We start from the raw sequence: 12571 nt of genomic DNA on the forward strand, positions 1-12571 counted from the left end.
GCCCGCGCCTCGGGCAGCGGTGCCAGTGGCGGCCAGCAAGGGCACGTTTTCGTTGGCTTCGATGACCTTCACGTTCGGCGTTTCGCTGGCAGCGATCATGCGGTCGGCGAAATCGTCATGGCCGACGCCGTTGAGCACGATCACATCCAGGCCGCTGATGCGCTTGATGTCTTCGGCCCTGGGCTCGTAGGCGTGGGGGTTGAAACCGGCCGGGATCAGCGGCACCACTTCGGCCTTGTCGCCGACGATATTGGCTACGTAGCTGTAATAGGGATGCAAGGTGATGCCGATGCGCAGGCGCTTGGCTGTATCGGCGTTCACCTGTGATGTGAACAGGCAGGCGAGCAGGCCGATCAACAGCAGGCGCAGCAACGGGCGGCGTTGGGAGGCGATAGACATGGGCAAGCGGTCTTCTCTCGAATGAGGGCGTGGGTCAATGCCGGTGCTGGCGGGTTACGCCGGCATCGAACTGCGCGACGATCTGTTGCCAACCAGCGGCGGACAATGCAGCCTCGTCCAATGCGGTGGGCGCGGTCGCAGGATGGCTGCGGTTGAGCCAGATGTCCGGGGGCGCGTCGGATTTTTCGCTGATGCGCATCAGGAACGAGCCCGCAACGGACCGGTTGCTGCTCGCGCCGAAGTAGGCGCGTTCATCCAGCAGTTGCCAGGCGTGCCCGCCGCGACTGACCGAACTGGCGTCCTGTGCGAACGGGGCAAAGCCTTCATCGGCCAACGCCTTCGGGGCGGGAAGGGCTTGCTCGCTTTCGCGCAGGATGTGGATTTCGTCCAGCGTCACCCGCAGGTCGGCGTAAATGCCTTGCTCGGCGGCGCTGAGGTCGCGGCGGGCGTCCAACTGGTTGCTTTCCAGGTGGGCGACGTCCTGGGTTTCGCCATGCCAGGCCACCACCGAACCGGCGCCCAAGACGATGATCAGGCACAACAGCAGGACGTAAAGGGTTTCATGGCCAGCGCCGGCGGGGCGGATGACTTGAGTGGTGGGAGCGCTCATGGGGCCTCGATGTCGGCTTGGTCGATCTCCACCACGTGGCCGGGGCCGGCGTCGAAGAGTACGTAGAATTCAGCGTTCGGTTTCTTGAAAGTCAGCTTCGAGTCGGCGCCGAGCTTGCCGGGGACCAGGATGGTTTCGTCGTAGCCGATCACATCCAGCGTAACCCCCGGAGCGCCGCTGCCGTCGGAAAAGCCGCCGGTGCATTGGATCTGTTCGGCGTCGATGGCCTTGCATTCGCACATGGGATTGTGGGCCAGTGCGCTGGTGCTCAAGCCTGCGCAAAGCAGCAGCGCCAGGCTGTTGAGGGGGGAGCGGAAGGTCATGGTCGGGCTCCTTGGGTTTTCAGCCAGGCGACAGTGGCCGGGGAGGCCTGGTCCAGGGGAATGGAGGCTTGATGCATCGAGCCATCCCAGCCTTCGAGGGTGATCCACAGCTCGGCGTCTGGCTGAGTCTTCTTTGGCACCGGCAACATGGCGCCCATGCGATAGGGCGAGCCGAAGAAAATCACCCCGGCGGCCCGCAGGCTGCGAGGCTTGCCGATGCGCAGGTAAGTGGCTTTCACCTGGCTGATGCAGCGTTGGCACAAAGCGGCATTGAAGTGCTTCATGGAGCCGGCGGGACCCTGGGTACGGGGGGCTTCGTTGCGAAACTCCGCCAGGCGCAGGCTCCACGGCCCAACCTGGATTTCGCCGACTTCCCGCTCGCCGAGCCCGCCGTCACCCCGGAACAACGCAGCTTCCGAAAAATATTTGGGCATGAAACCCAAGGGAATCAGCAGCAACAGCACATTGAAATGGAAGCGCCATTTATGCCAGAACCGGCCCAGGCTTGAAGGTGATGTGGTTGTGGTGGACGGGTTCACAGGCTGCCCTCCGGTGAGTCACGGTGAAGGGGCTGCAACGACGACGCAATCCGAGCTGGCCGGGCAGGTTTCTGGCTGCGCTTGACGGCGTTGACGGTGGCCAGGGCCGTGCGTTTGGTCCAGATCAGCAATCCGCTGAGGACCATCATGCTCAGGATCAGGCCAAAGAAAAACCAGATGAGCTTGATCCAGATCCCGCCAAAGTCCCCGGTGTGCAAGGGCCGCATGGATTCGGTGACGAACTCCAGTGCCGTACGGTCTGACAACAACCGCGAGGCGTCTACCTCACCGTTATAGGGATTGATTGTCGCGGTCTGGAACATCAATGGGTACCAGCCGCGTCCGCCGACCTCCAGATGGCTGTAGGCATTGCCCGGCAGGCTGACGAAACTTGCTTCCAGCCCGGGAATTTGCTGCCGGGCAATCTCGATGGCACGGTCCAGGTTCAATTGCGCTGGAGCAGCACCATCGGCAGACAACGGAACGCTTTCACGGGCCACCACCGGTACGACCGGGGCGCTGGAGATGGAAATGCCGTTGTCGGCCAGCGCGGCTTCGATCAGGAACCAGGTACCGGTCACGGAAATCACCGCGATGAACCAGATCGACCAGATGCCACTGAGCCGATGGAAATCGCCCCAGAAAATACGGGCGCCGTGGCGGATACGCAGGGTCGGGCGCAGGAAGCCTTTCCAGAAACGCTTGTAGACGACGAGCCCTGTCACCAGCGACGCCAGCATTGGCAAGCCGAGGAATGACACCAGGTACCAGCCCCAGCTGTAGCCGTTGGTGAACGGCACCAGCCACCATCCATGCAAGGCGCGGGTAAAGCCCCTGAAGTTGAACGCCGGAGCCGATCCCTGGATGACGCCGCTGTAAGGGTTGACGTAGACAGTATCGGGCCGGCCGTCGGGGTAAGTGACCTTGGCCTCCAGGGCAAAATGCGACTCGTCCGGACGCACGATACTTTGCACCTGGGTGAGCGGCTGGGCTTGCTTGATGGCGGCAATGACCTGGTCGTAGCCGAGCAACGGGGCATCATCGGAGGGCTTGCTGGCGCGCATTTCAGGGTTGGCCAGCCAGACGATCTCCTGGCTGACCACGGCCAAGGTGCCGGTGACGCAGACGATCAGCACGAAAAACCAGATAGGCAGCGCCAACCAGCTATGGACGAGGAACCAGAGTTTGGAGCGGGACTTCTTGGACATGATTGAACGTCTTGATTCGATGAAAGGTTCCGTGTCGCGGGCTTCGCAACATCCTGAACCCTGGAAAAGCAGGCCGTGGCTTTTGCCGACGCGGCCTGCTGCATCTAATTGAGACGAACGAGCAGATGAAATCCTGAAGGGGAAGATGAAAGAAAATGTTTCGCGTTTACGATGAGGGCGACTCGTTTTTTGCGGCGAGGGACCAGGTTCCCTCGCCACGGTCAGTGCTGCATTTTAAAAAGCCTCAGCCTTGTTGGAACATTTCCCTGGCACGCTGCTCGATCTGTTCCTGAGTCAGGTCCTCCTTGTGCGTTGCCAGGAACCACAAATGCCCGTATGGATCTTTCAGGGTGCCGGAGCGATCTCCGTAGAACTGATCCTTTACTTCGGAAATCACCGTGCCGCCGGCCTCGATCGCCTGGGCGAATGCACTGTCCACGTCGTTGACATATAAATGCAGGCCCACCGACGGCGAGCGATCCGGATTGCTCAGCGGGCCCTGGTCGCAAGGCGTGCCAAGCATGATCGGGCAATCGCCGATCCGCAGTTCGGCATGGCCGATGCCGCCGTCGGGCATGCTCAGGCGCATGACCTCGGTTGCGTTGAAGGCTTTCTTGTAGAAATCGATGGCTTCGGCGGCTTTCTGGATGCCCAGATAAGGCGTGATGCTGTGATAACCATCAGGAATGGCTTTGACGCCCATGACGTTTCTCCTTGTTGTTATGGGAGGACGACTTTCGTCGATTTTCGCTCACCCACTATAGAACGCCGCCCAGGGGAGGGCTCACGCCCCGACGAACGTCTCACGGCTCGTCCAACAAATGCGCTCCCGGTCCTCGCTTGCCAAGCACGTCGCCCTGATTGCGCAAGGGGCAATGTTCCATCGACAGGCAACCGCAGCCGATACAGCCGGTGAGCCGGTCGCGCAGGGCGATCAGTTGATCGATGCGCTCATCCAGATTCCGGCTCCATTGCGCCGATAAGGTCCTCCAGTCGGCCGCCGTCGGGGCGCGATCGTCCGGCAGGCTTTTCAGCGCTTCGCCAATTTCTGCCAAGGGAATGCCCAGGCGCTGGGCGACTTTGATCAGCGCCACGCGCCGCAGGACTTCTCGGGAGTAGCGACGTTGATTGCCCTGGTTGCGCGTGCTTTTGATCAGCCCCTTGGTTTCATAGAAGTGCAGCGCCGTGACCGCCACGCCGCTGCGAGCGGCAACTTGGCCAACGGTGAGCGCCTTCTGGATGTCGATGGGCTTCGTCATTTCAATCACCGCTTGACCTTGACTTAACTGGAGGTTTTACCCTGCTGCTCTTCGGATCGCAAGATTCGCCTTACCTCAGCGGGGGACCTTTCATGCAATCGCCACTCAGCTTCACGCATTTGATTGAATTCGATATCGAGCCTCAAAAGCAGCAGGCGCTGGTGACCGCCCTGACAGAACAGACCGAGCGCCTGGCGCGGGAGTTTCCGGGCTTTCTCAGCGCCAGTATCCAGGCCAGCGAGGACGGGCGACGGGTCCTCAATTGCTTGCAATGGCAAACCCGCGAAGCAGGGGAAGCGGCGTTTCGAAGCGTTGAAAATGGCGAGGAAAATTTCTGGCGGCTGATCCAGAAGCATCGGGCCAAAGCGGTGACCTTCGGCTCTTTTCAGGTACTGCGCAACATTGAGCGCAGCCTGGACGGTGCTCTGCATTGCCCGTGGGTCAACCCAGCGCAACGGGCAATCCCAGAGGGCGATACCCACTATCAAAAGCGTTGATTTCTGCCGTTCCATGCCGGCGGGTAGCCTTTGTTCATCGCCCAACTTCAGAACATCGGACACCCGCCATGAACCGTATCCTTGCTGTCTTGCTGCTGTTGACTGCCACCGTATTGAGCGGTTGCGCCTCGTCGTCTCCAGAACTGCGTCCGTATACGGCCGAGGAAACCCGTGAGCTGGCCCTCGAAGCCTTGAATCGTCGAGGCCTTTCGTTCGAGGAATATCACGCGAAGAAAGCCGAGTTGCTCGGGCCGTCGCAGAAAAACGTCGGCTATGACGAACGTGGTGAAATGAATGCCGAACGGACCGTTCAATTGCCTGGCCGGCCAAGCTGAGGACTGTACCGCTCGAAGTTTTGCCTAACTGTCCGTGGGCTTGCGCCGGGACGTGGGGTAGGGTCATTACCTGACTGCCCTGACGGATTGACCTGCCATGACGCTCTCGCTTGACCTGCTGCTGGGCTTCGCCCTGTTTGCCCTCGTGACCTCGATCACGCCAGGCCCCAACAACACGATGCTGCTGGCCTCGGGTGTGAATTTCGGTTTCAACCGTACCATCCCTCATATGCTGGGTATCACTTGCGGCTTCTTTTCCCTGGTGCTGGCGGTGGGCCTAGGCCTGGGCGCGGTATTCCAGGCTTATCCGCTGCTCTACACCCTGTTGCGCTATGTCGGCGCGGCATACTTGATGTACCTGGCATGGAAAATCGCGCATTCCGGTCCCGTCTCGGACAGCGCAGCGGGCAACAACAAGCCGATCAGTTATTGGGGCGCGGCAGCGTTCCAATGGGTCAACCCGAAGGCCTGGATCATGGCCATCGGCGCCATCAGCACCTATACCCCCCTGCAAGGTTATTTTTTCAATGTGGTGGTGATCGCGGCGGTGTTCGCGCTGATCAATCTGCCAAGCGTCAGCCTGTGGGTGGTTTGCGGCAGCCTGCTGCGCAACCTGCTGCGCGATCGTCGATGGCTGCGCCTGTTCAATTGGGGCATGGCGCTGCTGCTGGTGGCATCGCTGTATCCGTTGTTGATGGAAAGCATGAGCTGAGGGCTGAGCTTCAACGCGATGCCTGCTAAGCTCGCTGTTTCCAGGAGCGTTCCTACGCACTTTTAAATGAAGTCCGACTTCTTTAAGGTCTTGATCAGGTAAAGCTTGTCTCGAACCCAACGAGGGCACCCTGGTCCCGGAACAGGCTCTGCGAGTTTTCTTATGAATAAGCGTCCTTTGTATTTTGATTATGCCGCCACCACACCGGTGGATGAGCGGGTCATCCAGGTCATGGTCCAATGCCTGGGTTTTGACGGTAACTTTGGCAACCCGGCCTCCAGTTCCCATGCCTTCGGCCAAGAGGCGCGACGGGCCGTGGAGCAGGCGCGCGGGCAAGTGGCCCAACTCGTCGGGGCGCAGGCCGGACAGATCGTCTGGACGTCCGGGGCTACCGAATCCAACAACCTGGCACTCAAGGGTGTGGCCCAGGCGCACGGCTCGCGCAAGGGACATCTGGTAACCAGCCTGATCGAGCACAAGGCGGTTCTCGATACGGTCAAGCAATTGGAGGAGGGCGGCGTCGCGGTGACCTGGTTGGCGCCGGATGCCGATGGCCTGATCAGCGCGCAAGCTGTTCGCGAGGCACTTCGCGAAGACACGTTCCTGGTGTCGCTGATGCTGGTGAACAACGAGTTGGGCACCGTCAACGACGCGGTTGCCATCGGTGAGATCGTTCGCGAACACGGCGCGCTGTTTCATATGGACGCGGCCCAGGGTGCGGGGAAAGTGAGTATCGACCTGGCCCGGTGGCCGGTGGACCTGATGTCTTTTTCCGCACACAAGATCTACGGCCCCAAGGGCATCGGTGCACTTTATGTCGGTGACCGCGCGCGGCCGCGCCTGTTGGCCCAGATCCACGGCGGAGGCCATGAAGGTGGCTTGCGTTCCGGTACCCTGGCGACCCATCAGATTGCAGCCATGGGCGCGGCGTTCGAGCTGGCGGCGCAGTCGTTTGACGAGGAACTCGCCCATATCGCCCGGTTGCGCAATCGTTTGCTTGAGCCGCTGTTGGCATTACCTGGCGTGTGTATCAATGGCAGCGCCACCCAACGCATCGCGCATACACTGAGCCTTACCTTCAACGAAGGCGAGTTCAATCCGGCCGCGCTGGGCGATTCGATTGCTTTTTCCGCCACATCGGCCTGCAACTCCGCGAATAACGCACCCTCCCACGTACTGTTGGCCCTCGGGCACGACGAACGGGCGGCGAGCCGCACCATTCGCTTGAGCCTGGGACGTTACACCCATGAACAAGACATCGACGAGGCGGTGCGGTTGATCAAGGCGGCCTGTGCCGCTGCGCCAGCATTCTGGGCGACACCCACCTGAGCCGAACCTATTCGGCATCGAACAACAAAATTGATTAGCAGGAGTGATGATGAGTACCCAGCCTTTGATCCCAGGACAGGTTCCCCAGCGCCTGGCTCGAATCCGCCAATTGATGGGCGACGAGGGCATCCACGCATTGCTGGTGCCTTCGGCCGACCCACATCTTTCGGAGTACTTGCCGGGCTACTGGCAAGGGCGCCAGTGGTTGTCCGGTTTCCATGGCTCGGTGGGGACTTTGATCGTCACGGCCGATTTTGCCGGGGTCTGGGCTGACAGCCGTTACTGGGAGCAGGCTACCAAGGAGCTGGAGGGCAGTGGCATCGAGCTGGTCAAGCTTGTTCCGGGTCAGCCCGGCCCGCTGGATTGGCTCGGCGAACAGACGCCTGAGGGAAGCGTGGTTGCGGTTGACGGTGCGGTGATGGCGGTGGCGTCGGCTCGAACGCTGGGCAGCAAGCTTGAGGCTCGCGGTGCGCGGCTGCGTACCGACATCGACCTGCTACAGAAGGTTTGGAGCGATCGCCCAAGCCTGCCTGACCAACCCGTCTACGCCCACCTGCCACCGCAAGCGACAGTCAGCCGCGTCGAGAAGCTCGCGAAGCTGCGCGAATCCCTCAAGGAACGTGGCGCCGATTGGCATTTCATCGCCACCCTCGATGACATTGCCTGGCTGTTCAACCTGCGTGGCGCGGATGTGTCCTTCAATCCTGTGTTCGTTTCCTTTGCCTTGATCAGCCAGCAACAAGCCACGCTCTTCGTGGCTTTGGACAAAGTTGGCGCACCGCTGCGCGCGGTTCTTGAACGGGATGGCGTGACGCTACGCGACTACAGCGAGGCTGGCGCCGCGCTGCGGGAAGTGCCCAATGGCACGAGTCTGCAGATCGATCCGGCGCGGGTCACGGTCGGCTTGCTGGGCAACCTTGGCAGCGGCGTGAAGTTGGTCGAAGGACTCAATCCCACGACGTTGGCCAAATCGCGCAAGAGCTTGGCGGATGCCGAACATATCCGTAAGGCCATGGAGCAGGACGGGGCGGCGCTCTGTGAATTTTTCGCCTGGCTGGAAAGTGCCTGGGGGCGCGAACGTATCACCGAGCTGACCATCGATGAGCACCTCACCGCAGCCCGAAAGCGTCGGCCGGATTTTGTTTCCTTGAGCTTCAACACAATCGCTGCATTCAATGCCAATGGCGCGATGCCCCATTACCACGCCACGGAAGAGGCGCACGCCGTTATCGAAGGCGACGGCTTGCTGCTGATCGATTCGGGTGGCCAATATCTCGGCGGAACCACGGACATCACCCGCATGGTGCCGGTCGGAACGCCGACGTCAGAGCAGAAGCGTGATTGCACCCGAGTGCTCAAGGGCGTGATTGCCTTGTCCCGGGCCAGATTTCCCCAAGGCATTCTGTCGCCTTTGCTGGATGCTATCGCCCGCGCGCCGATCTGGGCCGAGCAGGTGGATTATGGCCATGGCACGGGACATGGGGTCGGTTACTTCCTCAATGTCCATGAAGGACCGCAGGTCATTGCCTATCAGGCCGCCGCTGCGCCACAAACCGCGATGCAGCCAGGGATGATCACGTCGATTGAGCCGGGCACTTATCGTCCAGGTCGCTGGGGCGTGCGTATCGAGAACCTGGTCATCAATCGTGAGGCGGGCAGCAGCGAGTTTGGTGATTTCCTGGAATTCGAAACGCTCACACTGTGCCCGATCGACACCCGCTGCCTGGAGCCGTCGCTGCTGACCCAGGATGAAAAAGACTGGTTCAACGCCTACCACGCCGAGGTTCAGCGTCGATTGAGCCCGTTGCTGGAAGGCAACGCGCTGCAATGGCTGAGCACGCGGACGGCGGCCATCTGACGCGAAGAATCAGGCCAGGGCTTCACGGACGAAGTCCAGCCGATCCTGCCCGAAGAACATCTCATTACCGACAAACATGCTCGGAGCGCCGAACACGCCCCTGCGAATGGCTTCTTCGGTCGTGCTCTTGAGCTGCTCCTTGACCTGCTGATCGGTGGTCAGGGCGAGTACGTATTCAGGGTCAAAACCACCTTCGTTCAGCACCGTCGCGATGGTTGCGGGATCGTTGAGGTTGCGCGCGTCCACCCACAGCGCACGGAACAGACAATCAACAAAAGACCGGAAGCGTTCAGGTTGATGCAGTTGCATGCCGGTCACGGCACGCATTAGCAGCAGCGTATTGATGGGGAAATAAGGGTTGAGCTTGAATTCGACGCCGTAGCGTTTGGCGAAACGACTCAAGTCCTGAAATAGATACGGGCCCTTGGCTGGCACGGTAACAGGGGATGCATTGCCCGTTGCCTTGAAGACGCCACCGAGCAACATGGGACGGTAAACCAGCGCACTGTCAGCTTGTGAGCAAAGCGTGGGCAACTGGGTGTAGGCCAGATAGGTGGTCGGGCTGCCGAGATCGAAGAAAAATTCCACTGATTTGTTCATGAGCATTGCTCTCTTATTGGTAGGAGGCGGGTTTACCAGCGTTCACTCCAGGGACGCAGATCCAGCTCGAAGGTCCAGGCGTCGCGGGGCTGGGTGTGCAGATACCAATAGTTTTCGGCAATGTGTTCGGGGTCGAGGATGCCATCCTCGTCCCTGGTTGCGTATTTTTCCGGGAAGTTGTCGCGGATGAAGTCTGTGTCGATGGCGCCATCCACCACCACGTGGGCGACATGAATATTCATGGGGCCCAACTCGCGCGCCATGCTCTGGGCCAGCGCGCGAATGCCGTGTTTGGCTCCTGCAAACGCGGCGAATCCTGAAGCTCCGCGCAACCCTGCCGTGGCGCCCGTAAACAGAATCGTCCCGCGCTGACGCGTGGCCATCCGCTTGGCCACTTCCCGCGCATTGAGAAAGCCTGAAAAACAAGCCATCTCCCAGATCTTGAAATATTTGCGTGCGGTTTCCTCAAGGATGCTACAGGGAACATTTGCGCCAATGTTAAAGACAAAGGCTTCGATCGGACCGATCTGATTCTCGATCTGCTCAATCAGCGCAATTACATCTTCTTCCTTGCGGGCGTCGCAGGCAAAACCGTGAGCTTCCCCGCCTTGGGCCCTTATATTGTCGACCAATGGCTCAAGCTTGTCGGCACTTCGACGCGTAACGCAGGCCACGAAACCTTCCCGGGCGAAACGCCTGGCGATCGCGCCACCCGTGGCGTCGCCGGCACCCACAACCAGTACGACCTTCTTATTATTCATGGCTAGCTCCATTGATAAACGATCGTTAACTAAACGGACGTTATGCTAAGATCCGGCCAGCGTCAAGGTGATGATCAAGAGGCAAGACAATGCGCTATTCGGCCAATCACAAGATGGAAACCCGCGAGAAACTGCTCGCCAGTAGTGCCGTATCGGCCAAGACGTCAGGTTTTTCGACGGTAGGGGTTGATGGCCTGATGAAGGCGATCGGGTTGAGCGGCGGGGCGTTTTATAGTCACTTTTCGTCCAAGGACGAGCTTTTCCAGGCTATCGTCGAGCGCGAGCTGGCTCATAGCCTGGACCGCTTGAGTGGTAATGGGGTCATGGACTCAGCGAAGCTGGAACGCTGTCTCAAGCAATACCTGAGCATGAGCCATGTCGAGCATCCGGAGGCGGGGTGTGCCTTGCCGGTATTGGGCGCTGAGATTGCGCGTTCGGATGTGCAGGTACGCGAGGCAGCGCAAACGTGGATCTGTCGTTTGCATGACGGCTGGGCAAAAGTGTTGGGCAGCGATAGCTTGGCCTGGGCGATCCTGTCGCAATGCGTTGGGGCGCTTGTCGTCGCACGCATGCTCGTCACGCCGGAAGTCCAGCGTGATGTTCTCAAATCCAGTCATGAGGAAATCAGCCGTCGGCTGGCTGAGCGGCAATCTGACTGACCCACCGCCTATTTGCAGATCACGATCATGCTGCGGCTGGTGTACCCTGCGGGGTTGAGTCCGAAAGGGTAATCTCCCGGTTCCTCGACTACATCGCCCGATTTGGCGATGACCTTGTAGTTTTTTGGGGCGCATGAGTTAGCAGCGGTGGCGGCGCATTGGTCCCAGGATGAAGTGAGGCCGGAGCAATTGATGTGCAGACCTTTTTTCCCACGCTTGATTTCGGTTTTCGATGTCGCCGCGCAGCCAGCAACTGCAAGTACCACGATCAGTATCAGAATTCGTTTCATTCCCGTCCTTATGCCGTCGCGGATCTTTTGCCTGCGTACGGCTGCTTTCGCTTTGGTCTCAAGCGTACATGACGTCCTTGTATGAAAAAATTCCATGCCGACCATTAGGTTACGGCTCTAAACATGGCCTAAATACGCGGCAAATGCCAGAGCTACGTAAAAAGCTGCTCAATCTGCTGCAATGGCCGGCTTTGCGGTCTCCCCCATGGTCAACGTCGCGCCGATCGAAGCGAGAATAATGCAGGTGATGGCAGCCCATTGGGACAGTGACAGGTATTCATGAAGGAATATCAGTCCTGACAGCGCACCGATTGCGGGCTCTACGCTCATCAGCGTCCCGAACGTACGGGCTGGAATGCGGGTCAGGGCAATCATTTCCAAGGTATAAGGCAGGGCAGTGGACAGGATGGCGACACCAACGGCGATTGGAATCAGGCTTGGTGTCAGTAGTGTGGCCCCAGCGTGAACGATGCCAATAGGGGCTACAAACAGTGCGGCGATCATGACCCCCAAAGCTGCGGTCTGCACGCCATTGTCCGCTCCGGCTTTCTGGCCAAACAGGATGTACAGCGCCCAACAAACTCCGGCGCCCAGGGCATAGGCAGCACCGATCAGGTCGATGCCGGTGCTGGTGGCCCCGGAGGGTATGAGCAGCAACAAGCCAATCACCGCCAGGGCAATCCAGAGAAAATCAATCGCTCGGCGTGACGCATAGATCGCGACCGCCAGGGGGCCGGTGAATTCCAGCGCCACGGCAATGCCCAGTGGAACGGAGCGCAGTGACATATAGAAGAGGAAATTCATGCCACCCAGAGCCATGCCGTAGATCACTACGGTGCGCAAGGATTGGGCGGTGAGTTTGGCTCTCCAGGGACGTAGCAATAGCAGCATGATAATGCTGGCAAAAATAAGACGTAGCGTAGTGGTGCCTTGTGCCCCCACTACCGGGAACATGCTTTTGGCGAGTGAAGCGCCGGATTGAATCGATGCCATGGCGATCAGTAGCAGGGCAACCGGGTATAAAGAGGATGCCAGGCTGCGATTTGGTGGGGTCATTACGGGGTGTCATCCATTGGAGAAGCGGTATTTGAGCAATATAGTGCGCATTTCAAGTGGTGCAGTCTATATACTAAGACGGGCGTGGACCGTTTCGGCCAGAAAAATAGGGGAAAGAGAAAATAACGGTTGACGA

General features: G+C 59.6%; 17 protein-coding genes. 6 read left to right on the forward strand and 11 right to left on the reverse strand.

Annotation, left to right across the window (positions count from 1 at the left end; all coding sequences use genetic code 11):
- The 7 genes from OC610_RS11405 to soxR form a co-directional block, all read right to left on the reverse strand.
- Positions 1–399 (reverse strand): metal ABC transporter solute-binding protein, Zn/Mn family (locus tag OC610_RS11405; RefSeq protein ID WP_264427860.1); only part of this gene is annotated, 399 nt, incomplete at its 3' end.
- A 34-nt stretch (positions 400–433) separates the two neighbouring features.
- Positions 434–1009: a DUF6162 family protein gene (locus tag OC610_RS11410; RefSeq protein WP_264427861.1), complete on the reverse strand. Its 576-nt coding sequence runs from the start codon at positions 1007–1009 to the stop codon at positions 434–436.
- A complete protein-coding gene (locus OC610_RS11415) occupies positions 1006–1332 on the reverse strand; it encodes a hypothetical protein (protein ID WP_264427862.1) in 327 nt (108 codons plus the stop codon). Before OC610_RS11415 ends, OC610_RS11410 begins: the two co-directional genes overlap by 4 nt.
- Positions 1329–1871, reverse strand: coding sequence for a thiamine pyrophosphate-binding protein (locus OC610_RS11420; protein ID WP_264427863.1), 543 nt, complete (start codon positions 1869–1871; stop codon positions 1329–1331). The genes OC610_RS11415 and OC610_RS11420 overlap by 4 nt, the downstream gene beginning before the upstream one ends.
- Complete coding sequence (locus OC610_RS11425; RefSeq protein WP_264427864.1) at positions 1868–3079, reverse strand: PepSY-associated TM helix domain-containing protein; 1212 nt, start codon at positions 3077–3079, stop codon at positions 1868–1870. Before OC610_RS11425 ends, OC610_RS11420 begins: the two co-directional genes overlap by 4 nt.
- A gap of 244 nt (positions 3080–3323) precedes the next feature.
- Positions 3324–3782, reverse strand: coding sequence for a VOC family protein (locus OC610_RS11430; protein WP_264427865.1), 459 nt, complete (start codon positions 3780–3782; stop codon positions 3324–3326).
- Positions 3783–3882: 100 nt separating this feature from the next.
- Positions 3883–4338, reverse strand: coding sequence for a redox-sensitive transcriptional activator SoxR (gene soxR, locus OC610_RS11435; protein WP_264427866.1), 456 nt, complete (start codon positions 4336–4338; stop codon positions 3883–3885).
- A gap of 92 nt (positions 4339–4430) precedes the next feature.
- Here soxR and OC610_RS11440 point away from each other — a divergent pair, with 92 nt between their 5' ends.
- The 5 genes from OC610_RS11440 (at position 4431) to OC610_RS11460 (ending at position 9069) form a co-directional block, all read left to right on the forward strand.
- Positions 4431–4835, forward strand: a complete 405-nt coding sequence (locus tag OC610_RS11440) for an antibiotic biosynthesis monooxygenase (RefSeq protein WP_264427867.1) — start codon at positions 4431–4433, stop codon at positions 4833–4835.
- A 68-nt stretch (positions 4836–4903) separates the two neighbouring features.
- Positions 4904–5170 (forward strand): hypothetical protein, encoded by a 267-nt coding sequence (locus OC610_RS11445; RefSeq protein ID WP_264427868.1) that lies wholly within the window; start codon positions 4904–4906, stop codon positions 5168–5170.
- Positions 5171–5267: 97 nt separating this feature from the next.
- Positions 5268–5882, forward strand: coding sequence for a LysE family translocator (locus tag OC610_RS11450; protein WP_258650122.1), 615 nt, complete (start codon positions 5268–5270; stop codon positions 5880–5882).
- A gap of 162 nt (positions 5883–6044) precedes the next feature.
- Entirely contained in the window at positions 6045–7211 is a 1167-nt protein-coding gene (locus OC610_RS11455) for an aminotransferase class V-fold PLP-dependent enzyme (protein WP_264427869.1), read from the forward strand.
- A 49-nt stretch (positions 7212–7260) separates the two neighbouring features.
- A complete protein-coding gene (locus tag OC610_RS11460) occupies positions 7261–9069 on the forward strand; it encodes an aminopeptidase P family protein (RefSeq protein WP_264427870.1) in 1809 nt (602 codons plus the stop codon).
- A gap of 9 nt (positions 9070–9078) precedes the next feature.
- On the opposite strand, the gene OC610_RS11465 is transcribed toward OC610_RS11460, so the two are convergent.
- On the reverse strand, positions 9079–9669 hold the full coding sequence (locus OC610_RS11465; protein ID WP_264427871.1) for a 2-hydroxychromene-2-carboxylate isomerase: 591 nt from the start codon (positions 9667–9669) through the stop codon (positions 9079–9081).
- Positions 9670–9701: 32 nt separating this feature from the next.
- On the reverse strand, positions 9702–10430 hold the full coding sequence (locus OC610_RS11470) for an SDR family oxidoreductase (RefSeq protein ID WP_264427872.1): 729 nt from the start codon (positions 10428–10430) through the stop codon (positions 9702–9704).
- A gap of 89 nt (positions 10431–10519) precedes the next feature.
- Between OC610_RS11470 and OC610_RS11475 the strand changes: the two genes are divergently transcribed.
- Complete coding sequence (locus OC610_RS11475) at positions 10520–11089, forward strand: TetR/AcrR family transcriptional regulator (RefSeq protein WP_264427873.1); 570 nt, start codon at positions 10520–10522, stop codon at positions 11087–11089.
- An 8-nt stretch (positions 11090–11097) separates the two neighbouring features.
- Here OC610_RS11475 and OC610_RS11480 read toward each other — a convergent pair whose 3' ends face one another.
- Together OC610_RS11480 and rhtA are read right to left on the reverse strand one after the other, a co-directional pair.
- On the reverse strand, positions 11098–11379 hold the full coding sequence (locus OC610_RS11480) for a hypothetical protein (protein WP_264427874.1): 282 nt from the start codon (positions 11377–11379) through the stop codon (positions 11098–11100).
- A gap of 168 nt (positions 11380–11547) precedes the next feature.
- Positions 11548–12435 carry a threonine/homoserine exporter RhtA gene (gene rhtA / locus OC610_RS11485; protein ID WP_264427875.1) on the reverse strand — a complete coding sequence of 296 codons (888 nt, stop codon included), beginning with the start codon at positions 12433–12435 and terminating at the stop codon, positions 11548–11550.
- Positions 12436–12571 lie beyond the last annotated feature (136 nt).

The sequence above is a fragment of the Pseudomonas agronomica genome, from assembly GCF_025917275.1.
GTDB lineage: Bacteria > Pseudomonadota > Gammaproteobacteria > Pseudomonadales > Pseudomonadaceae > Aquipseudomonas > Aquipseudomonas agronomica.